The sequence below is a fragment of the Ligilactobacillus salitolerans genome, from assembly GCF_003864415.1.
In the GTDB taxonomy this organism is placed as follows: domain Bacteria; phylum Bacillota; class Bacilli; order Lactobacillales; family Lactobacillaceae; genus Ligilactobacillus; species Ligilactobacillus salitolerans.
In genome coordinates, this window is record NZ_BFFP01000017.1 from 15,854 (window position 1) to 36,029 (window position 20,176).

Consider the following 20,176-nt stretch of genomic DNA (forward strand, 5'->3'; position numbering starts at 1 on the left):
AAATGAACTTCACCAAGAAAGAATAAGGAGCAAGCAATGAAAAATAAGGCACCAGTCAGTAAAAATGAAGAATTAACAGCCACGATCGAGGATCTGACTTACCAAGGGATGGGTGTTGCCAAGGTGGACGGCTATCCCTTGTTTGTCGCTGGGGCTCTGCCCGGTGAGCAGGTCAAGCTGCACGTCTTAAAGGCCGACAAAAAGTACGGTTTTGCGAAAGCAATTGATTATCTGACCACGAGTCCCGATCGGGTCGCACCCGGCAAAAAAGAGCTTGTGCAGACTGGGATCGCACCCTTGCAGCATTGGACCTATGCCGCACAGCTCAAATATAAGCGTAAATTAGTCACGGATCTATTGCAGAAATCTCATTTGTCAAACTTGGAGGTTGCCCCAACCGTTGGTATGGAAAACCCCAGTGGATACCGTAACAAGGCTCAAGTTCCTGCCAGAGACTTTAAAGGCCAACTGACCACCGGCTTTTTCAGGCGCGGCAGCCATAACTTCGTGCCCTTAGAAGATTACTTTATCCAAGATCCGCGGATCGATGAAGTGATCCTGGTTGTCCGGGACATCTTGCGGGAGTTCAAGGTCCCAGCCTATAATGAGGAAAAACACACGGGCGTGATCCGGAATGTCATGGTCCGTCGCGGGCATTACAGCGGTGAAGTGATGGTCGTTTTAGTTACTAAGACCAAGAAGTTGATGGGAGCAGCTGAGATCTCTGCACAGATCCAGGAAAAATGCTCCGATGTTGTCAGCGTGATCCAAAACATCAATTCCGAGAAGACGAATGTGATTCTGGGCAAAACTTCTAAGGTGTTACGTGGGCGCAATTATATCCAAGATCAGCTGAACGGCTTGACCTTTAACATTTCCGCTCAGTCATTTTATCAGGTCAATCCAGTGCAAACTGAGAAGCTCTATGCTCGCGCAGTTGAACTGGCTGATTTGACCGGGACAGAAACCGTGGTTGATGCCTATTGCGGGATCGGAACGATCTCATTGAGTCTAGCTCAAGCTGCCAAACAGGTTTATGGGGTCGAAATCGTGCCGGAAGCAATCGCTGATGCTAAAGAAAATGCACGGCTGAACAACTTGAAGAATCTGACCTTTGAAACCGGCAACGCTGAAGATGCTTTGGCCAAATGGGTCTCCGATGGCATCCAGCCAGACGTGATCATGGTCGATCCGCCGCGCAAAGGCTTGACGGAAAACTTTATTGAAGCAGCTGTAAAAGCGGCACCGCAAAAAGTTGTCTACGTCAGCTGCAATCCAGCGACCTTGGTGCGCGACATTGAACGCTTTGGCGAACAGGGCTATTCTGTCATAGGAGCATTGGAGCCATTCGACCAATTTCCACAAACGACCCACGTTGAAACGATCGCGGTCTTGGAAAAAGCAGCAGACTAAGCAAAAAAATTAAAAAGTTCCCGCAGGCTTCCTCTGATAGTGGAGATCCTGCGGGAACTTTATTTATCCAAAATTTGCTTTCTTATTTCAATTGTTGCACTGGCGTTTTTGATGCCAGCAATTCGTGCAGCTTATACCGTTGGAGCTTGCCGCTGGCATTATAGGGCAAATGATCCAGCACGTAAAAGGTGCGGGGTACTTTATAGTGAGCGAGGCGCGCGCGCCCGTAATCTAGCAGAGCTTGGGCTGATAGCTCGTTTGACTTCGAGACGATGAAGGCAATCGGTTTTTGCTCCCACAGTTCATCATCGATCCCGATCACTGCCATCTCCTCGAGCTGGTCGCAGTCGGCATAGACACTTTCAATTTCGTCGGGGAAAATATTTTCTCCCCCGGAAATGATCATGTCGTCGCTCCTCCCGTCAACGTATAAAAAGCCATCCTCATCCAAATGACCAACGTCACCAGTTTTAAACCAGCCGTCTGGAGTGATTTTTGCGGTATATTTTGCCGGCTGACCAAGGTAACCAGGTGTCAAAGCCGGTGTTTTGACCTGGATCTCAGAAGTTTTGGACGCGATCCGCAACTGGGTCAAAAAGAGCGGCTTCCCGCTGGAACCGATGTGATTAGCAGCATCGGCGAAAGAGAGCGCAATAATTTGCGAACAGGTTTCTGTCATGCCATACGACTGTACCACTGGGATCTTTAATTGTTCACAGAGTTCCAAGGTTGAGCGGTCAATCGGTCCTCCACCTAGGAGCATTCCCTGGAATCTCTGGTTGTAGGCGGCTTTCGTGTCATCTTTCAAACGGAGCAGTTTTTTTAACATGTAAGGAACGACTGAGATCATCGTGATGGGCTCCTCGACCAGTATTTTGTGGATCTCTCGTGCGTCAAAATGTTCGACTAACCTGACAGTCATGCCGTAAATCAAGCCGCGCATCATGATCGAAAAACCGCTGATGTGAAAGATCGGGACAGTACAGAGCCATTCGTCAGCAGGCGAAACTCCCATATTTAAAGCTGAAGCAAGCGCTGAGTTCAGGTGGTTCCCAAAGGTCTGGACCACGCCTTTGGGTCGGCCTGTTGTGCCGGAAGTATACATAATACTGGCCGGTTCGGTTTCTTTAAATTCAGCTTGAAGCGTGTTTTGTGTGACAGGCGCGGCAAATAAATCAGTCAAGGAAACTGTCTTGACCAGCAAGCCTGTAGTTTCAAGCCCTGGTTCAAACAGGCAAAAATCAACCTGACTGTCCGTCAACTGGTAGTTTAGTTCTGCGGTTGACAAGCGCCGGTTTAACCAGACGATGGTGTGTCCGGCTGTCAAAATTGCCATGGCAGTTAAATAGCCTGCCAGGGTATTATTAGTCAACAAAGCGATCCGCTCATTTTGCAAAAGTCCCAGAGAATTGAGCTGACCCGCGATCTGAGTGGCCCGCTGGTTTAATTCTGCAAAGGTCAAGTTGTTAGTTCCGTCAGTGACTGCGAGCTTGTCGCCAGAAAGCAGTGCTTGTTTTTTGAGCCAATTATCCATCTGTGATCGTCCTTATGGAAATTTAGGATACTTGTCGAAGTCGGGCTGACGTTTTTCATTAAAGGCGTCGCGGCCTTCCTTACCCTCATCGGTTTGGTAAAAGAGCATAGTGGCATCTCCACCCAACTGTTGGATCCCGGCTAAACCATCGGTGTCAGCATTCATCGCTGCTTTAATAAAGCGCAGTGCAGTCGGTGATTTTTGCAAGATCTCGTTGCACCAGTCAAGAGTGACTGATTCAACTTCGGCTAGGGGAACGACCTTGTTGATCCAGTTCATTTGGTAAGCTTCTTTTGCGGAGTAGAAGTGGTTTAGGAACCAAACCTCTTTTGCCCGTTTGTGACCGATAACACGTGCCAAGTAGCCGGAACCGTAACCAGCATCGAAACTGCCGACTTTTGGTCCGGTTTGCCCAAATTTGGCATTATCGGCTGCAATAGTCAGGTCGCAGATCAGCTGCAAAATGTTGCCGCCGCCGACAGACCAGCCTTTGACCATCGCAATGACTGGCTTAGGGATGATCCGGATCAGATGCTGCAAGTCCAAAACATTCAACCGGGCAATTTTATCCTTGCCCACATAGCCGCCATTGCCCCGGACACCCTGGTCACCGCCCGAAGAAAAGGCTAAGTCGCCAGCTCCGGTTAGGATAATGACGCCGATTGTGCTATCATCACGACAGATAGTGAAGGCGTCGATCATTTCTTCAACAGTCGTGGGTGTAAAAGCATTATGCTTTTCGGGGCGGTTCATTGTGATCTTGGCGATTTTGTCTGCCCGCTCAAAGATCACTTCTTCATAGTCCTTGACTTTTGTCCAATTAACAGATGTCATGTAATTCAATCCTTTCGAAAGTAGGTCAATAAAATTATGTCAGATTTAATGCAAACGCTGGGAATCAAAATTATTTCGGTCAAATCCGACCAATCAATTATATCACTTGAAATTTCTGAGGGAACTAAACAGCCTTATGGTCTAGTCCATGGCGGGATCAATGCGGTGCTGGCTGAAACTGCTGCTAGTTTGGCTGGTGAGCAAAATGTCCCGGCCGGCTCGCACGTCGCAGGAGTCACTCTAACGACTCATCATTTAAGACCGGCGCAGGCTGGCACTTTGCGGGCAACCGCCACACCGCTGCACATTGGACGCAACATTCAGACTTGGCAAGTTGAAGTCAAAAATGGTGAGGTTCTTACTAGTGTCAGTGAAGTGACACTGAGTCGTGTCGGAAAATAATGCAGCTGGCAAAATCCGCGAAAGAAAGAAGAATCAGCCGTGGTAAATAAAAAAGACCCTAATCCAAAAGAAAAAAGCGAGCTTGAATTACGGTACGAAGAATTTGCACAACGGAAAGATTTAGTGGTCGAGATCGCTGGTGTCAAATATCAGCGGGTTTTTGACAAATCAGTGCTAGAGTTCGATAATAAGAAATTATTTGTTGTTAGAGCGGTAAAGGGGCTGAATGCTGGTAGAGGCAGTATACTGCACGATGAAAACAAGCATCACTTTATAGTGGACGGAGCTGAAATGCTTAGGTTTAGGGGAGAAATACCGGATTGGTATTGGGGTACAGTTGGTTTTAGTATCAAACCAGTTGAAACAGAAGATATTGGAGATTATCTGACTGTGGAATAGTCTGATAAAGAACCACTAGACTTGCTCCAAAGACTATAGACATTGATCTCACTTGCTTGGTGTGTACTGGAAAAGCAAAAAATAATTAGACAAGGTTCAAGTGTGTTCTCGCTAAGAAATGGCCTTAAAAAGATATATTAAATTAACAAGTCTTTTTAGCTTATTACTCAAACCTTTACCAAACGAAAAACGCACCTTTGGGCCGGTCCTGTCTTAAAATAACTAAAAAAATTCGCTTTGTTTACGTAGCTGGTTAAATTTCTTTTTTCCTTGGTATGTTAACGCTTATGCGCTTTTAGTAAACACTTTTTCGATTTTTGTTGGTTGAAGCCTTGGTATGACAACGATATACTTGCGATATGAAATGGAATTTAATCAAAGCTAAAAGGAGTGTTTTCAAATGGCAAAGGCACGTTTGATGGATCAACCAGCGGATTACGCAAAGTTAGGGATCGACCCGACGAAAGTTCAAAAATGGGAAGATGGCCGTCGTGATACGGATACCCCAGGGACTTCGGAAGTCTGGTATTTTGATGCAATTTTAGATGATGGCAGCAAGGTCGTTTTGTATTTCCATCCGAAATCACCATACAAGCTGCAAGAAAAAGGTGATTTCCCAGATATCGGGATCCACATCACAGATCCAGATGGCAAGACTTATGGGCAGCAGATCATCGAATATCCGGCAGATGAAGCAAGCTTTAGCAAGGAGCAATGTGACGTTAAAGTTGGCCCTCACAGTGTAGTCGGCGATTTTAAAGACTATGAGATCCATATCGACCCGGTCGCAGAGGTTGCGGCTGACTTGCACTTCCACGCCTTAGTTAAACCTTTCCGGCAAGGAAACAGTGCCGTAATCGCTTTGGGTGATAACGATGAGTATCATTATACCGATTTGAGTGTGGTTAAAAACCAAGTCACGGGGACTCTGACTTATAACGGTGAAAAGCATGAAGTTACCGGTTTGGGCTATCATGATCATCAGTGGCTCAACATTTCACCGATCGTAGCTTGGCATCACTGGCTGTGGGGTCATTTGTACACGGAAAACTATACTGTTTTGATCTATGACTTTGTAGCTGCTGCACAATTTGACTTCACGCCGGTACCGTTCTTTGGTGTGATGGATAACAAGACTGGCGAAGTGATCTTCCAGACAGATGGCCATTATACTTTGGAAACTGAACTGGAAGTACAGCCAGCCATCAAGAAAGGTTTCCCGAAGAAGTCGGCTTATACCTTTACCAATGCTGACGGAACTTCTGTTAAATTCAATACAGAATGGGAGCAGGAATTAGAAGTTCGCGATATGTATTGGAAAGCACCTGATCAGGTTAAAGCACAATATGATCAGATGGGGATCCAGCCTGGCTATATGCGTTACTTCGCTAACGGAACATTGTCATTTGAAAAAGATGGCGAGACGGTCACAGAATCTGGCGAAATGATTTACGAATATAATTACGGCGGCAAAGAAGATCCACGTGCCCACGTTTAATAATCTGAAAATAGTGTTACTGGCAAAAAGCTGGAGCACTATTTTTTTAAAAAATTATTATTTGTTATTTGCGATTGGAGCAAGTTAAGCTAGAGTTAACTGAGCAAATAAAAACAAGGCGGGTGGACACAGTGTCAGAATTACAGATCCAAACTATTATTAACGGCCGTGAGTATCAGACAGAGGAATTGGACGAGCTTTATTTAGTTTTCGGCGAAAGACCCTCGACTTTAGTCGGGGGGTGGATAGCCGTAGTGTGCTTGCACGCTAATTTCACAAAAAATAGTTAGAACTTGCTTTGAACTGACAGTGTGCTATCTTAAATTAAAAGGTTGTGAAATCAATGACTTTGAAAGCTTTTAAAGTGCGCCTATATCCAAATCAAAAGCAAATTAAGCAAATTAAACAGACCTTTGGTTCAACTCGTTTTGTGTGGAATCAAATGTTAGCTATGCAAAGTGCTCGCCACAAAAACAACTCTCATGCTAGGTATCAAAATGAGTTTGCTATGAATAACCTGCTGAAAGCACTCAAGACAGATTATCCGTGGTTAAAAGACGTGGACGCTACCGCCCTGCAAGCAACCAACGGAAATTTGCACGACGCTTTTCAGCGTTTCTTCAACAAGGAACTAAGTAATGGCTATCCACGCTTTAAAAGCAAGAAAGACTACGCACAAAGCTACACTTCTAAAGCGGTTAATCAGAATATCAAAGTCATTGATGACCACCACTTGAAGCTGCCTAAATTAGGTCAAGTCTATTTCCGTGCCGGGCGTATTTTGACCGGCAAAGTTAGACGGGCAACCGTCCGGATCAACTCGCAAGGTCAATATTACGCCACAATTTTGATTGAGGGCGAAAAACAAGCTCTCAAACCAAAAACAAAGCAGTCTGTCGGTATTGACCTTGGTTTAGATAGCCTCATGATTTTGTCCAACGGTCAGAAAGTCAACATGGTACATTTTGACACTGATGCAAGAAAACAGATTAGAGTGTGGGAACGCAAGATGGCACGTCGCCGACGAAATGCACTCAAGGAAATTGCCTTTGATAAGCACGACAAAGTGCTGTTCCCACGCACTAGCTTACGTCAGTTTCCACGTTACCAGCAGGCACGACGAACGGTGGCAAAACTCAAACGGCAGGTCAGTGATCGTCGAAACGATAAACTGCAAAAGCTGACCACGCAATTAGTCCAAGATTTCGACGTGATTGTCGTGGAAAAACTCAATACGCAGGGTATGTTGAAAAACCACCACCTTGCCCGTGCAATTTCCAACGCTGGTTGGGGAAACTTAGTTACCATGTTGCAATATAAGTGCGACTGGTACGGCAAGCAACTGATTTTTGTTGACCCGAAATACACCAGCAGGATATGCAGTGTTTGTGGGCAGAAAAACCACCAATTTGACGGTCTAAGTCAGCATGAATGGTTAGCCGTCCGTGAGTGGCAATGCCCGACTTGCGGCACTCACTTAGACCGTGACATTAATGCTAGTCAGAATATCCTCCAACGTGGACTAGCGCAAATCACACCAATTAAAGCACTAGTCTAAACTAGTTATTGTAAAAAATAAGGCATGGAACGTGCCGTGGTAAATAGCAGTGACCGCTATCTTTTTAGAGAAATCTAACTGACAAGTTTACTGTGTTCCCAGAATCCACCCTTTTTAAAGGGTGGTAGTTCAATGTATAGTCATTAACAAGAAAAGTCAAATAGCGAAAGGATGATTTTAATGGCACAAAGAGCACGTCTCGGCGATACGGATGCTGATTTTGAGAAGTATCATACAAAGAAAAATGAAGTTGAGCAATGGGAAGACGGCATGCGGATCGATCCTGCCGGTGAAAATTACGAGTGGTGGTATTTCGACGCAAACTTAGCAGACGGGTCGCAGCTGGTGATTACTTTCTACGCCAAATCAGCAGTTGATCCTTCCAGCGGACTCAAGCCGATGATCGATGTTGATTTGACGCGGCCAGACGGAACGGTGATCAGTGATAAACTAAGCTTTGCTCCGGAAGAATTCAGTGCGTCAAAAGAAAAATGTGATGTCAAGGTGGGGGACAACTACTTTAGAGGAGATCTCAACCATTATGAAATTGGTGTTAATTCTCCCAAAATCAAAGTCCAGCTTTCCTCAGACAACGTGACTCCTGCTTGGCGTCGGACTGTTGCAATTTTCTTTGGCAATGACGATGAAGGCAACTTTGGCTGGCTGCCATCTACTCCACGCGGGGAAGTCGCAGTAAAAATCGAGGTCAATGGACAAAAAGAAGAGCTCAAGGGCGATTGCTATCACGACCATAACTGGGGCAACGTGGCTTTGCTCAAGGTTATGCACCATTGGTATTGGGGTCGCGCTAACTTAGGCGACTACACGGTCATTGATAGTTATATGACCGCCGAAAAGAAATACGGCTATCAGAAACTGCCAGTGTTCTTATTGGCTAAAAAAGGCGAGATCTTGGCTGATGACCCGCAATACTTGACGTATTCTGAAAAAGATAAAGATTATGATGGGCATACGCAAAAACCGTTCCACAACGAAGTCGTTTATGACTATAATGACGGTCAAAACCATTATCGGATCTCTTATTTACGTGAAAAGACGATCACTAAAGATCGCATGATCGAGCAGATCGAAGGTCCGAAGAAGTTTGCTGCGAAGTTTATGGGTTTTGACGGTGCTTACCTGCGCTTCTCAGGGAAAGTCAGATTAGAGATCTTTGCTGGCGACGAAGTAGTTGAAAAGCATGAAAGCCAAGGCTTGTGGGAAGAAATGTACTTTGGCAAAACGCTGGATGTCTAACTCTAAAGCACTCTGATACGGGGTTGCTAGGGCGAGTGGGGGACAAAAAATTCTCGGGGAGATGGATTTTTTGTCAGCAATGCAATTAGCCAGAACGGTTGAAGTCGTCTTTTATGTTGTATATTTAGCGGCGGCCTTGGTTCTGGTGAAAAACAAACGAGTCGAGCAGTTATTTCAGCTAATTACCTGCTCTTTACTGGGTGTCTCGTTAGAACTATTTAGTGTCAACATTTTTAAGACATACCACTATTATCCGCATTTCTTCGTAAATTTGGGTGATGCCGCGGCACTTAAGAGTTGTCCTTTATGGGTCGGTTTAGGCTGGGGGCTCTTGATGCCTCTAGCAATTGTCGCCGGCAAGAAATTGAGTAAAAAGCCCATTGTAGTGGGACTTGTTGCTTATGTAATCGTAATTGGCTGGGACCTGATCTGGGATGTGATCGCGATCCGCACGAGTGGCGGGTTGTGGGTCTGGCGGGGAACATCTGTCAGTCTCACGATCAACCTGGCTAGTCTCTACGGCATTCCGTGGATGAACTATCTTGGTTACTCAGCGGCGATCGTGCCGTTAACAATGATTATGGCTTTCAATGATCGCAAGTTCGCAGCGCAAGCCAATAACGTCCGCCGTTTCTGGTTTGCCATACTCAATTACCTCGAAGGGCTGGTGAGTTTCATTGTTGTGGTCGGGATTTTCGCTGTGATCTACAATTTTGTACCGGCATTTGCGGTGACAGCCTTCCTGTTACTATTTGGGGGAACCTTGATCTATATGCTGGTTGAACTTTTTGCTAAACACCGATTTAATTTCTTGGGTCAGTTCGACTGGGCGATTATCTTAGAGTTTGGCCTGAGCTATCTTGTTTCATTGTTTATGGGATTTTATCTTGGTTTGTTCCAAGATAAACCATGGCTAGTGGTCGTGCATATCTTTTTGATGCTGGTGACCCTTGCTTTTGGGGTGCTTACTCCTAAAAAAGTACGCTGATTATTTTGGAAAACGGGGTCTAGAAAAACGTTCATAGGCCTGACAAAAACACCACCCAATTTCTGTTATGAAAAGTGGGTGGTGTTTTTTTCCTAATACAGCGTTTGACTTTGCTCCAGACCGAAGCAGTTTGGCTTAAAGAAGGGCAGACTTTGCTCCAGATCGAAGCAGTTTGGCTTAAAGATGGACAAAGTTTGCTCCACATCAAAACAATCTGGAGCAAACTTTGCCCGTGACCTCTGCTAGATCGTCAATCAACTGCTTTTGTTTTGCTCCAACATCGTTTTTTGGAAAATTATTCACTGAAGTCGACCTTAAGTGCTACTTTACCTTGGGCGTGTTGCTTGACCAGGTAGTTCAAGGCGTCTGGGATCTCGTTGATGCTGTATGCATGATCAATGTGGGGAACTACTTTGCCATTTGCCGCGAGTTTCAAAACTTTTTGCATTGTTTCTTTTTTATCCACAAAAGGATAGGCTGCGCCAGTGATCTTTGGATGTGTGACATCCCCAAACACCAGACCGGCTGCGCCTTCAATGTCTTGCCGGGCTTTACCGCCGACCAAAACATAGGTGCCGTTTTCTTGCAGCAGGCTGCGATACTTGCTTAAAGGCTGATAGCCGTTGATAGCGATGATCGCGTCGTATTTTTGCGGATGATCAGCGATGTCTTCTTGCGTGTAATCGATCATGTGGTCTGCACCAAGTTTGCGCGCTAAACTTGCATTGCGGGTGCTGCAGACTGCAGTGACCTCAGCTTGAAAAGCCTTGGCGATCTGCAAAGCAAAGTGCCCCACGCCACCGGAAGCTCCATTGATGAGAACCTTAGCACCGACCCAGCGGACAGCTTTTTTGACCGCAGAGTAGGCAGTTACGGCATCAATTGGCAAGGCTGCACTTTGTTCAAAGGAAAAATCAGCTGGGGCGGGGAAAAGCGCATTCTCGTTAATTACCAAATATTCTGTCCAAGCCCCTTTGAAATTGATCCCGCAAACATGTTGTCCGACAGAAAATTTAGTCACGTCGGCACCGACTTCAGTTACGATCCCGGCAAATTCCGAGCCGCCAACGCGGGCGGGAAGAAATGAGAGCCCTTTGTTGAGATACTGAACTGCTAGTGGCAAAGATGGTTCTTTGAGTGGTTTGGTAAACAAAATATAATCGGCAATATTGAAAGTTGAAGCTTTGACCTGAACTAAAACTTGGTCGGATTTGATGGTCGGCTGCTTTAAGTCGTCCACTTTTTCCAAAACGTCAGTCTTACCATAGCCGTTGATCACGATTCCTTGCATAAAAAAGCTCCTTTCATTGGTTCACGACTTTAGTTTTATCTTATCATTGATGATTGCGCCTTCAAACTAAAGAAATTTGTTTTTCAATATGGTAAAGTACAATCAATCAAGAAACTTGAGGAGCGACTTGGAATGGCAGAACATAATGTTTACCGCTTTTATGCTGAATTGGCGGACTATGAGCCTAAGAATTGGTGGCGCTTTGAGATCAATGGTGAGAAAACAATGGCGGAACTCGCCTACAGTATTCTGTTAATGTTTGAGATGCAGGCCAGCCACCTATTTTCACTGACTGACTACAGAAGAGAAACATTCAAAGAATGGGCAAAAGCAGAATTGGGTGAAGAAAATAGTGCTGCCAGTGATTATTTGGCAAATTTGAAAAACACGCATTATGAAATTGCTTTTGATGATGTTTATCTCCAAGAAAACGAAGAATTGGTTAAACCAGATGAGGTGACGCTTAATCAGGAGCTGGGAGGTTTTACTTCAAGACTAGAACTGGCATATGACTACGGAGATGATTGGAAAGTTGAGCTTTATCTCGAAGACAGCACAAAAAAGCAAATCTCACTGAAGGATGTCCCGCGTGTCATAGAAGGCGAAGGTTTTGGCATCATTGAAGACGTGGGCGGTGTGACCGGTTTACGGCAATTAGCTCAAATCCTCAAGCAAGGGCACGGCGCGGAATATGATGACATGGCTCGCTGGTTAGACAGTACGACCTTGGATCTGCAGAGTTTTGACCAAGAAGACATGAATTTCCGCCTAAAAAAGTTGGTGCGCGTCTACCGTGAAGCATACGAAGACGGTTTGGAACCGACCGCACGGTCCTACAAGCTTCTAACTCGCGACTACCTCGGCAAAGGTTCACGCGGATATTGAGATGACCTGCCCATCAGTTAATTTAGGAATTGTTCCATCTTTTGCAACGCCGCTTGCAACTCTTTTTTAGCGGGTGCACGTCCGTTTTTGAGGATGAAATCCAGGTTGCTCAGCGCCAAATTATCTAGTAGGAAAACTGTAAAGTCGGAAGCTGGGACCTGCAAGATTTTTGCATAGGTTTGAGTGAAAATTCCGCGTAACTGACGGTCAAAACTGTTGCTGCCAAGCGGCAATTCACGCAGTAATGTGATTTGCTGCCGATCAGTCAACAAATGACTAAGCAGTTCTTGCGAGAAAAAGGAATAGTTGTCGAAATTTTGCTTTTGTTTCAAGTCTTGTCTAGTCGATAAAGCTTGATGGAATGGAGCAAGTTCTTGTCTGATCAGCTCTTCTGCTAGTTCTGCCAGGTTGTCGTAGTGGGCATAAAAGGTAGTGCGGTCAATCAAGCTTTCCTGGGCAAGCTTGGCGATCGAGATCTCATGATAAGGAGTCTCTTCTAGTAATTTAAGAAAGGCAAGTTGAAGCATTTTTTCGGTGCGGGCAAATCTGAGGTCGGCCATAGAATTATCTCCTTTTTCAACATTGTTCCACATAGTGTTGAATAATGCAACGGTCATTTCAAAATCGCGGTTCACATCTTTTCTGGTGAAGATTACACTGACAGTGTAAATCAGAACCAAGCATAAAATGGAGGCGTGTTAAATGAGCGATTATGAAATTAAATTCACCGTCGATGGGCGCGAAGTTACTCAGCAAGAGATCAGGGACATTGAATTGGAACGTTATCACCATGTCTTTCAAATTTTTACAGAAAAGCAGCTGCCGATCGCGTTGAACGGCAAAGCCTTGACTGAACCGGAATTGATGGCTTTGCCTTTGGCTGATGCCAAGGTTGCTTTGGCACAGACCAGAGAAGCGATGGGCAAGGAAAAGACTTTGGAAGTTTTCAAGCCGGAAACTGACCGTGCTGATCAGATGTGGGGCCAGATCGCTGATTCTTCTAGAGCTGGTGTTAACATGCAGCCTGCCTATGTCGAAGTTGACACGAAAAATATCACCTTGGTTCAGTTCATGTTGTTCAATCAGTTATTAGCCAAGAAAAACAACTTGTATTTACCATCCACGATCCACCCAGAACACTACTATTTTGAAGCAGGTGCAGGGGGAAAACAGACCATCATCGAAACGTTTGGAATGTATCAGGATCCAACTTATATGGATCTTAGACCAGGTGGTAAGGAAGACTTCCCGGTTGAGCCAGACCCTGATGTTGATCTCGTGATGGCTGGCAAAACCTATACTATGTCTAACGGCAAAGATACCAAGATGATCGGAATGCACCAGTTAACTGAAAAGCCGGACGGCATGCATGTCAAATTAGGTGTTTTCTTGCCAGAAGGCGCACCCAAAGAAATAGCTGAGGGTCATAAGAAACACTTATTGGTTGAGTTTAATAATGGTTTGCACATTGCAGCAGAACAGAAACCGTCATTTGTGCAAAAGAAAGTCCTGGGCGCAGCGATCAAGAAGATGAAGTCCAAGATCCGCTAGATTTCTGGTCAAGAGTATAACTAGCAAACATCACAGTGCTGCTTCTAATTTTAGCAAGGTGGCACTTTTTTTGCGCAAAAAATTCACTGACTTAACAACTTTTTTTCGTCCAAAATCCCTGAAGAACGGTACTTTTCACTGACCTGCTTTTTACTGACCAATTGGTTATTGACTACCCGGTCAGTGGTGCTATACTGACTCATGAATTCAAAGTGGTTAACCATTTTTTATCAAAAGCACAATTGTGCGATAGAAAAGAGGGGCTGAGTTATGAGTCAGCAAGTTGTTTTAGAAGTTAAAGGATTAGAGAAAAAATTCGGTAAGTTTACTGCCTTAAAAAATGTCGCTTTTACACTGCACCCGGGAGAGGTTCTCGGATTCATCGGACCCAACGGGGCAGGAAAGTCAACGACGATCCGGAGTATTTTGGGTTTGATCAAGCCTAATTCCGGCCAGGTGAAGGTTTTTGGGTGTGATGCTTGGACAGAGGCGGCTAAGATCCATCAGCGATTGGCTTATGTCCCAGGTGATGTTACTTTTTGGCCGAATTTAACCGGCGGGCAGACGATCGATCTGCTGCTGCGTCTCTCGGGGCAAGAACATTCCCAGCAAACGGACCAGTTGATCGCGGCTTTCAAACTTGATCCCAATAAGAAAAATCGCAGCTACTCTAAGGGCAATCGGCAAAAAGTCGCTTTGATCGCGGCCTTTTCAACAGAGGCAGACCTCTACATTTTTGATGAGCCGACTTCGGGCTTGGATCCCTTGAATGAACTGGTCTTTCAGAAACGGATTGCTGAGCTCAAGCAACGGGGGAAGAGTGTCCTTTTGTCCAGTCATATTTTGTCCGAAGTTGAGCGGATGTGCGATAATGTCGTCATTATCCGGGAAGGTGTCGTGATCGAAAGCGGCTCATTAGCTGAGATGCGTCATTTGACCAGGACCAACGTGGCAGTCAAGACACACGCGCCTTTAACTGAGCTGACAAAACAGCCAGGGGTGCACCAAGCCGAACTGGCTAATGATCAGCGCAGCGCCAAGTTTAGTGTAGATGCCGAGCAGTTAGGGGCGGTCATTACTTGGCTGAGTGCTAAGGAGATCGTGTCACTGACAACTGCACCGCCGACCCTGGAAGATCTGTTCATGCGCTACTACCAAGCTGACAAGGGCGGTGAATAAGATGGGACAATTTGCACAGGCTGGCCGTCTGTATACCAAACTTTTACGGCAAGATCGGGGCAAAATTGCTGGTTGGCTCCTTTTGTTAGCCGGAATCTTTATCGTAGTGGCTGCTAAATTCGTCAGTATTTACGGGACAGCGGCCGAGATCGCCACGATTGCTGGTACCTTGCGTTCCAAGGCAATGGTCTCGCTGATGGGGCCAGTGCCGGGCGGAAAACTGTCGACGGCGATCATCTTTTCCAGTGAAATGCTGGTATTTTGGGCCCTTTTTTTGGTCATCTTTAATTATTTACTGGCAGTCGCTGCTAGTCGGGGGCAAGAAGAGAATGGACTGACAGAAATACTGGTCGGCGGCTACCCGGTCGGCCGCAGGGCACCATTACTGGCTGCTTTTTGGGAACTGGCGACAGCCGATTTGCTTTTTGTAGTGCTGACAATTTTAGGCCTGGAATTTGCCAAAATGCCTGGCAGTTCGACTGAGGGTAATATCTTATTTGCAGTAGTCATGGGCGCCGCAGGGTTGAGCTTTGGCACGGTGACTTTGGCCTTTGCGCAGATCTTTCAGGATAGCCGGACGGTTTTTCTGTGGTCCTACTCATTTCTGGGGCTGGCCTATCTAATGCGGATGCTGACGGATGTTACAAAACCCGCCTGGACCTGGCTTTCCCCGTTGGGGTGGGTCGAGAAAACTAAGATTTATACCGCTAACGACTGGTTGCCGTTTTTCTTGCTGCTGGCTTTCACAGTGTTTGTCTTAGGACTGAGTTTATACTTGCAGGGAATTCGTGACGTTGGGGCAGGCCTGCTCCGCCCAGAAGTTAGGGCTAAAAGCTCACGGCAGCTGCGCGGACCGGCGACCTTGCTTTTGCGGCAGGAAAAGAGTGCGACAGTGATCTGGCTTTTTTGGATGTTCGCATTGGGCGGGATGTACGGTTCGGTCTTTGATAGTATCGGTAAGGTCGCCAACCAAACGCCAATGGTTCAGAAGCTGCTGGGACCGGGCGGAATCGCGCACCTGCAAAAAGAGCAGCTGCTCAGTTTTATCGGAGTCTTAGGCATCATAATGAGTGTTTTAGGCGCGGTGGCTGGTGCCTTGCTGGTAGCCCGGCTCTACCGGGAAGAAAAAGGACAGCTGATTTCGCTTGAATTGGCCAAACCAGTTAGTCGGACGCGTTTATTTGTGATCTACAGCCTGGCAGGAGTGTTACTGACAACGGTGCTGATTTTTGCGGCAATGATGGGGATCATGTTCGCTGGCAATGCTGTGCTGGCACATCCTTTAGCCAGCCGTTACTTTTTGCAGACTTTCGTGGCAGTGTTACCAGCAGCCTGGGTCTTTGTCGGCTTGATGGCACTGCTGGTTGGGCTGGCACCCAAGCTGAACTCCGTGGTGTGGGTTTATTTGCTGGCCTCCTTTATGTTGGCCTACTTGGGACCATTGGCTGATTTGCCTAAGTGGGCGCAAAAAATCGCGCCTTTTTACTGGGCAAAGGACGTTCCCAAGGAAAGCATTCCTCAGACACCGCTCTTGCTCCTTTTGGCAGTCACGGTCTGCTTGTTCATTGTTGGCGCGTTCAGCTATAATAAAAGAGATCTTAACTAAAAGGAGTGCCAGCGATGGTCAAACGATTAAAACGTGATCCTGCCAAAGAAGATGCAATACTGCAGGCTGCCTTGGCCGCTTTTGCACAAGACGGCTACCCGGCCAGTACAGAACAGATCGCCCAAGCTGCTGGAGTTTCAAAGGGCTCAGTTTTTCGTTATTTTGAGAACAAAGCCGTTTTATTTGAAGCTGCCGTCAAACAAGCGATGGAGACTCTGAACATTGTGACCGACTTAAGTGTTTGGAAAAATTCAGAGGATCTGGTCATGATGGTGATGCGGGCAAGCCAATATAAAAAGGAACTCTCACATCAGTATCCGAATGAATTTGCGTTACTGCTGCGTGTTTATTTAAAAGAGCCGGGCATCCCGGAAGAGCTGCGCGAAGAGGTCAGTCAGATTTACACTGATTGGTCGGATCGGCTGATCGATGACTTAATTACTGGTTTGCTCGACAAATTGGAACTGCGCCCCGGTCTGGACCATCAGCTGGTTCAAGATTATCTGCTGTTGGCGATCCGGATGATGATGGTCGACATTCAGCGATATTTGGAGGAACGCCCAGAAGTAAAAACCATAGATCAGATGGAAGAGCTGATCAAGCGGGTTCAAGCTACAATGGACCTGTTTGAACATGGAATTGTCAAATAGTGAAAACAAACGAAATTTTCCCACTTAGGGAGGATTTCGTTTGTTTTTTTGAGTTGAGCTGTTTTTGGCAAAATCAGCGTTTGCTAAAAGTAGGCGGAGAAAAGCAGTTAAACTCCTCCAAGTCTGTCGGAGTAACGCGAGAATAGGAGTTAAACTCGCGTAAGTCAGGCAAAGTAACGCGAGAATAAGCACTAAACTCGCGTAAGTTTGACAAAAATAAGGCGAGTTTATCAAAGTAAATTTCTAAAAAAAGATGGTGAGATTAGCTGCTAAACTACACCTGTTTTGGCAAAAGATGGTGAGAATAGGAGTTAAACTACACCTGTTTCGACAAAAGATGGTGAGAATAAGAGCTAAACTCCACCTGTTTTGGCAAAAGATGGTGAGAATAGGAGTTAAACTACACCTGTTTTGCCAAAAGATGGTGAGAATAGGAGCTAAACTCCACCTGTTTGGTCAAAAGGTGGCGAGAATAGCCGCCAGTATTTTGCCGATTCTTTGATCAAGGTTTTCAGTGAAAAAATTTCACGGCCACTTCAGTTGGCAGCTGGTTCTTATCAAGCGAATTTGATAATTATCTGAGTTTTCAACTAGGGGAAAGTTAGTTGAGACGGGGGATCCGAATGATTTACAGTCAAATTGTCTAAACAACAAAAAACGAACTACGTTTTACAAAACATTAATAAAAACAGCATAAATTAGATAAAACACGAACTATGTAACTTGACGATATCAAAAAAATTAAGTATTATGTGACTAAAATTAATGTCAAAGGTGAGTGATAATGGTGGCAAATAAAGTTGCGGTCGTAATGGGTTCGATCTCAGATTGGCCGACGATGAAGTTAACCTGTCAACAGCTGGAACAACTGGGAATAGCTTATGAAAAGCGAGTTATTTCGGCGCACCGGATGCCTGACGAGCTGCAGGATTTTGGCCAGAAGGCACGCGAAAGTGAAATCAAAGTGATCATCGCTGGGGCAGGAGGAGCCGCACATTTGCCCGGAATGCTGGCAGCTAACACGACTTTGCCGGTCATTGGTGTTCCAATTAAAACCCGAACATTAAACGGAATCGATTCACTGCTGTCGATCGTCCAGATGCCAGCCGGTGCCCCGGTAGCTACTGTCAGCATTGGCGATGCCGGAGCTAAAAATGCTGCAATACTAGCGGCGCAGATCCTGGGTGTGACCGACGAAACACTGCAACAGAAGTTAGCTGATTTGAAAGAAGAACAACGAGTGGAGGCCATCAAAAGTGAGGCGCGCTTTGATTAAAACAATTTTACCGCCAGCAACTATTGGGATCGTCGGCGGCGGTCAGCTGGGGCAGATGATGGCTTTATCTGCCAAAGCGATGGGTTATCGAGTGGGGATCTTGGATCCAACTCCGAATGCGCCGGCCGCACAAGTTGCTGATTTCCAGATCACCGCAGAATATGACGACCAAGCAGCTTTACTGCAACTGGCGCAGCGCAGTGCAGTCTTGACTTACGAATTCGAAAATGCTGCCGAAGAAACACTGCAAAAAGCCAGTCAGTACGCCGAACTGCCCCAAGGCGTCGAGTTGCTGCACATCACCGGCCAGCGTTTGCGCGAAAAGACTTTCCTCAAAAACGCGCAGATCCCGGTCACTAATTTTGCCTCAGTCACAGATGAGGCTTCCCTTAAACAAGCAATCGCGCAGGTCGGCTACCCGGCTTTGCTCAAAACGGTCAGCGGCGGCTATGACGGCCATGGTCAGTTAGATATTAACGCACCGGCCGACTTGGACAAAGCCGCGAAACTTTATACCAAGGTCCCTTGCATCCTAGAAGCACGCCAAAAATTTCAGGCGGAGGCTTCAGTGATGGTGACCCGCGATTTGCATCAGCAGATCCAGACCTTTCCGCTAGTAACCAACCAACATAAAAATCACATTTTGCACACGACGATCGCTGCCGACCAATTTTCTGAACTGCTCCAGCAAAAAGCCCAGGTCTATGCTGAGCGGATCGCCGAGCAGCTCGACTTGTACGGCGTTTTAGGCATCGAATTTTTTGTCATCAATGATCAGGACCTGGTCGTCAACGAACTAGCACCGCGCCCGCATAATTCGGGGCACTACACGATCGAGGCCTGCAACATTTCACAATTTGAAGCACATATCAGAAGTATCTGCGGCTTGCCAATTCCGCAGATCGTGCAGTACAAACCTGCCGTGATGCGTAATTTGCTCGGGGAAGACTTGAACTTAGCACGCAAATTACTCATTGATCACCCGGAATGGCATTTTCATGATTACGGCAAAGCCGAGATCAGACCGCAACGTAAGTTAGGACATATTACCGTTTTAGGCAGCGATGTTGACCAGCTGCTGGAAACCACCGCCATGCTCAAAGGAGAAAATTAAACCATGACTGAATTGACAGAGATCAAGAAACAAGATTTGTTGTATCAGGGCAAGGCTAAGGAAATGTACACCACCAATGACCCCGACATTTTATGGGTCCATTACATGGATCAGGTCACAGCCTTAAACGGTAAAAAAAAGGTCCAAATGAAGGACAAGGGCAAAACTAACTGCGCGATCTCAGCCCGACTTTTCACAGAATTGCGTGAGCAGGGGATCGTCAATCATTTCATCGAGCAGCTTTCCCCGACTGACCAGTTAGTCCAAAAGGTCACGATCATCCCCTTGGAAACGGTCGTCCGCAACTATGCCTCCGGGAGTTTCGTCAAACGTTACCAGACAGAATACTTGCAGAAATTTGACCAGCCGGTGATCGAGTTTTTCTATAAAAGCGATGAGCTCGACGATCCCTTTTTAAACGACGACGATGCCTTAGCGCTTGGTGTTGCCACGCGCGAGCAAATGGCGCAGATCCGCCAGCTGGCGCTAAAGGTCAACCGCCTCTTAAGTCAAATTTTTGCCAAAATGAACGTTTTGTTAGTCGATTTCAAATTGGAGTTTGGCCTGAGCACCGCTGGTGATGTGATCTTAGCCGATGAGCTGTCGCCGGATAACTGCCGCTTGGTCGATCTGGATACCAAACAGTCGCTAGATAAGGACGTTTTTCGCAAGGGTCTGGGCCAGATGGTACCCGTTTATGAAGAGATCTTGCAGCGCTTGCAAAAGGAAGAGGAGAGATAA

21 protein-coding genes are annotated in these 20,176 nt (G+C 46.2%); 16 read left to right on the forward strand and 5 right to left on the reverse strand.

Annotated features, from left to right (window positions below):
* Positions 1-36 precede the first annotated feature (36 nt).
* Positions 37-1,413: a 23S rRNA (uracil(1939)-C(5))-methyltransferase RlmD gene (gene rlmD, locus LFYK43_RS06030; RefSeq protein WP_124976435.1), complete on the forward strand. Its 1,377-nt coding sequence runs from the start codon at positions 37-39 to the stop codon at positions 1,411-1,413.
* A gap of 82 nt (positions 1,414-1,495) precedes the next feature.
* Here rlmD and LFYK43_RS06035 read toward each other — a convergent pair whose 3' ends face one another.
* Together LFYK43_RS06035 and menB are read right to left on the reverse strand one after the other, a co-directional pair.
* Complete coding sequence (locus LFYK43_RS06035) at positions 1,496-2,947, reverse strand: o-succinylbenzoate--CoA ligase (RefSeq protein WP_124976437.1); 1,452 nt, start codon at positions 2,945-2,947, stop codon at positions 1,496-1,498.
* A gap of 12 nt (positions 2,948-2,959) precedes the next feature.
* The gene (gene menB, locus LFYK43_RS06040; RefSeq protein ID WP_124976439.1) at positions 2,960-3,781 is read right to left on the reverse strand and encodes a 1,4-dihydroxy-2-naphthoyl-CoA synthase; all 822 of its coding nucleotides are present in this window, start codon (positions 3,779-3,781) and stop codon (positions 2,960-2,962) included.
* Between the two features lie 36 nt (positions 3,782-3,817).
* Here menB and LFYK43_RS06045 point away from each other — a divergent pair, with 36 nt between their 5' ends.
* The 7 genes from LFYK43_RS06045 (at position 3,818) to LFYK43_RS06070 (ending at position 9,883) form a co-directional block, all read left to right on the forward strand.
* The gene (locus LFYK43_RS06045) at positions 3,818-4,183 is read left to right on the forward strand and encodes a PaaI family thioesterase (protein WP_124976440.1); all 366 of its coding nucleotides are present in this window, start codon (positions 3,818-3,820) and stop codon (positions 4,181-4,183) included.
* A 39-nt stretch (positions 4,184-4,222) separates the two neighbouring features.
* Entirely contained in the window at positions 4,223-4,582 is a 360-nt protein-coding gene (locus tag LFYK43_RS06050; RefSeq protein ID WP_124976442.1) for a hypothetical protein, read from the forward strand.
* Between the two features lie 400 nt (positions 4,583-4,982).
* The gene (locus tag LFYK43_RS06055) at positions 4,983-6,080 is read left to right on the forward strand and encodes a lipocalin-like domain-containing protein (protein WP_124976444.1); all 1,098 of its coding nucleotides are present in this window, start codon (positions 4,983-4,985) and stop codon (positions 6,078-6,080) included.
* A 131-nt stretch (positions 6,081-6,211) separates the two neighbouring features.
* Positions 6,212-6,370 carry a hypothetical protein gene (locus LFYK43_RS12540; RefSeq protein WP_158609197.1) on the forward strand — a complete coding sequence of 53 codons (159 nt, stop codon included), beginning with the start codon at positions 6,212-6,214 and terminating at the stop codon, positions 6,368-6,370.
* A gap of 53 nt (positions 6,371-6,423) precedes the next feature.
* Positions 6,424-7,638 carry an RNA-guided endonuclease TnpB family protein gene (locus LFYK43_RS06060; RefSeq protein ID WP_124976445.1) on the forward strand — a complete coding sequence of 405 codons (1,215 nt, stop codon included), beginning with the start codon at positions 6,424-6,426 and terminating at the stop codon, positions 7,636-7,638.
* 180 nt (positions 7,639-7,818) lie between these two features.
* On the forward strand, positions 7,819-8,895 hold the full coding sequence (locus tag LFYK43_RS06065; protein WP_124976447.1) for a carotenoid 1,2-hydratase family protein: 1,077 nt from the start codon (positions 7,819-7,821) through the stop codon (positions 8,893-8,895).
* A 70-nt stretch (positions 8,896-8,965) separates the two neighbouring features.
* Complete coding sequence (locus LFYK43_RS06070) at positions 8,966-9,883, forward strand: hypothetical protein (RefSeq protein WP_124976449.1); 918 nt, start codon at positions 8,966-8,968, stop codon at positions 9,881-9,883.
* A gap of 295 nt (positions 9,884-10,178) precedes the next feature.
* On the opposite strand, the gene LFYK43_RS06075 is transcribed toward LFYK43_RS06070, so the two are convergent.
* Positions 10,179-11,174: an NAD(P)-dependent alcohol dehydrogenase gene (locus tag LFYK43_RS06075; RefSeq protein WP_124976451.1), complete on the reverse strand. Its 996-nt coding sequence runs from the start codon at positions 11,172-11,174 to the stop codon at positions 10,179-10,181.
* A 132-nt stretch (positions 11,175-11,306) separates the two neighbouring features.
* On the opposite strand from LFYK43_RS06075, the gene LFYK43_RS06080 reads away from it, so the two are divergent.
* Positions 11,307-12,059, forward strand: coding sequence for a plasmid pRiA4b ORF-3 family protein (locus LFYK43_RS06080; protein WP_124976453.1), 753 nt, complete (start codon positions 11,307-11,309; stop codon positions 12,057-12,059).
* A 17-nt stretch (positions 12,060-12,076) separates the two neighbouring features.
* On the opposite strand, the gene LFYK43_RS06085 is transcribed toward LFYK43_RS06080, so the two are convergent.
* Positions 12,077-12,676: a TetR/AcrR family transcriptional regulator gene (locus LFYK43_RS06085; protein ID WP_229717981.1), complete on the reverse strand. Its 600-nt coding sequence runs from the start codon at positions 12,674-12,676 to the stop codon at positions 12,077-12,079.
* A gap of 85 nt (positions 12,677-12,761) precedes the next feature.
* Here LFYK43_RS06085 and LFYK43_RS06090 point away from each other — a divergent pair, with 85 nt between their 5' ends.
* Complete coding sequence (locus LFYK43_RS06090; RefSeq protein ID WP_124976457.1) at positions 12,762-13,610, forward strand: hypothetical protein; 849 nt, start codon at positions 12,762-12,764, stop codon at positions 13,608-13,610.
* A gap of 83 nt (positions 13,611-13,693) precedes the next feature.
* Here LFYK43_RS06090 and LFYK43_RS12545 read toward each other — a convergent pair whose 3' ends face one another.
* On the reverse strand, positions 13,694-13,834 hold the full coding sequence (locus LFYK43_RS12545; protein ID WP_158609198.1) for a hypothetical protein: 141 nt from the start codon (positions 13,832-13,834) through the stop codon (positions 13,694-13,696).
* Positions 13,835-13,880: 46 nt separating this feature from the next.
* Between LFYK43_RS12545 and LFYK43_RS06095 the strand changes: the two genes are divergently transcribed.
* The 6 genes from LFYK43_RS06095 (at position 13,881) to purC (ending at position 20,176) form a co-directional block, all read left to right on the forward strand.
* Positions 13,881-14,789, forward strand: coding sequence for an ABC transporter ATP-binding protein (locus LFYK43_RS06095; protein WP_124976459.1), 909 nt, complete (start codon positions 13,881-13,883; stop codon positions 14,787-14,789).
* A 1-nt stretch (position 14,790) separates the two neighbouring features.
* Positions 14,791-16,395, forward strand: a complete 1,605-nt coding sequence (locus tag LFYK43_RS06100) for an ABC transporter permease (protein WP_124976461.1) — start codon at positions 14,791-14,793, stop codon at positions 16,393-16,395.
* Between the two features lie 14 nt (positions 16,396-16,409).
* Positions 16,410-17,045 (forward strand): TetR/AcrR family transcriptional regulator, encoded by a 636-nt coding sequence (locus LFYK43_RS06105; RefSeq protein WP_124976463.1) that lies wholly within the window; start codon positions 16,410-16,412, stop codon positions 17,043-17,045.
* Between the two features lie 784 nt (positions 17,046-17,829).
* Entirely contained in the window at positions 17,830-18,321 is a 492-nt protein-coding gene (gene purE, locus LFYK43_RS06110; RefSeq protein ID WP_124976465.1) for a 5-(carboxyamino)imidazole ribonucleotide mutase, read from the forward strand.
* Positions 18,314-19,435: a 5-(carboxyamino)imidazole ribonucleotide synthase gene (gene purK / locus LFYK43_RS06115; RefSeq protein ID WP_439957208.1), complete on the forward strand. Its 1,122-nt coding sequence runs from the start codon at positions 18,314-18,316 to the stop codon at positions 19,433-19,435. Before purE ends, purK begins: the two co-directional genes overlap by 8 nt.
* Positions 19,436-19,438: 3 nt before the next feature.
* A complete protein-coding gene (gene purC / locus LFYK43_RS06120; RefSeq protein WP_124976469.1) occupies positions 19,439-20,176 on the forward strand; it encodes a phosphoribosylaminoimidazolesuccinocarboxamide synthase in 738 nt (245 codons plus the stop codon).

Excerpts from the sequence above, each read along its gene's own strand:
- rlmD (WP_124976435.1), top strand. The coding sequence starts at position 37 with ATGAAAAATAAGGCACCAGTCAGTAAAAATGAAGAATTAACAGCCACG.
- LFYK43_RS06035 (WP_124976437.1), bottom strand. The coding sequence starts at position 2,947 with ATGGATAATTGGCTCAAAAAACAAGCACTGCTTTCTGGCGACAAGCTC.
- menB (WP_124976439.1), bottom strand. The coding sequence starts at position 3,781 with ATGACATCTGTTAATTGGACAAAAGTCAAGGACTATGAAGAAGTGATC.
- LFYK43_RS06045 (WP_124976440.1), top strand. The coding sequence starts at position 3,818 with ATGTCAGATTTAATGCAAACGCTGGGAATCAAAATTATTTCGGTCAAA.
- LFYK43_RS06055 (WP_124976444.1), top strand. The coding sequence starts at position 4,983 with ATGGCAAAGGCACGTTTGATGGATCAACCAGCGGATTACGCAAAGTTA.
- LFYK43_RS06060 (WP_124976445.1), top strand. The coding sequence starts at position 6,424 with ATGACTTTGAAAGCTTTTAAAGTGCGCCTATATCCAAATCAAAAGCAA.
- LFYK43_RS06065 (WP_124976447.1), top strand. The coding sequence starts at position 7,819 with ATGGCACAAAGAGCACGTCTCGGCGATACGGATGCTGATTTTGAGAAG.
- LFYK43_RS06075 (WP_124976451.1), bottom strand. The coding sequence starts at position 11,174 with ATGCAAGGAATCGTGATCAACGGCTATGGTAAGACTGACGTTTTGGAA.
- LFYK43_RS06080 (WP_124976453.1), top strand. The coding sequence starts at position 11,307 with ATGGCAGAACATAATGTTTACCGCTTTTATGCTGAATTGGCGGACTAT.
- LFYK43_RS06085 (WP_229717981.1), bottom strand. The coding sequence starts at position 12,676 with ATGACCGTTGCATTATTCAACACTATGTGGAACAATGTTGAAAAAGGA.
- LFYK43_RS06090 (WP_124976457.1), top strand. The coding sequence starts at position 12,762 with ATGAGCGATTATGAAATTAAATTCACCGTCGATGGGCGCGAAGTTACT.
- LFYK43_RS12545 (WP_158609198.1), bottom strand. The coding sequence starts at position 13,834 with ATGGTTAACCACTTTGAATTCATGAGTCAGTATAGCACCACTGACCGG.
- LFYK43_RS06095 (WP_124976459.1), top strand. The coding sequence starts at position 13,881 with ATGAGTCAGCAAGTTGTTTTAGAAGTTAAAGGATTAGAGAAAAAATTC.
- LFYK43_RS06100 (WP_124976461.1), top strand. The coding sequence starts at position 14,791 with ATGGGACAATTTGCACAGGCTGGCCGTCTGTATACCAAACTTTTACGG.
- LFYK43_RS06105 (WP_124976463.1), top strand. The coding sequence starts at position 16,410 with ATGGTCAAACGATTAAAACGTGATCCTGCCAAAGAAGATGCAATACTG.
- purE (WP_124976465.1), top strand. The coding sequence starts at position 17,830 with ATGGTGGCAAATAAAGTTGCGGTCGTAATGGGTTCGATCTCAGATTGG.
- purC (WP_124976469.1), top strand. The coding sequence starts at position 19,439 with ATGACTGAATTGACAGAGATCAAGAAACAAGATTTGTTGTATCAGGGC.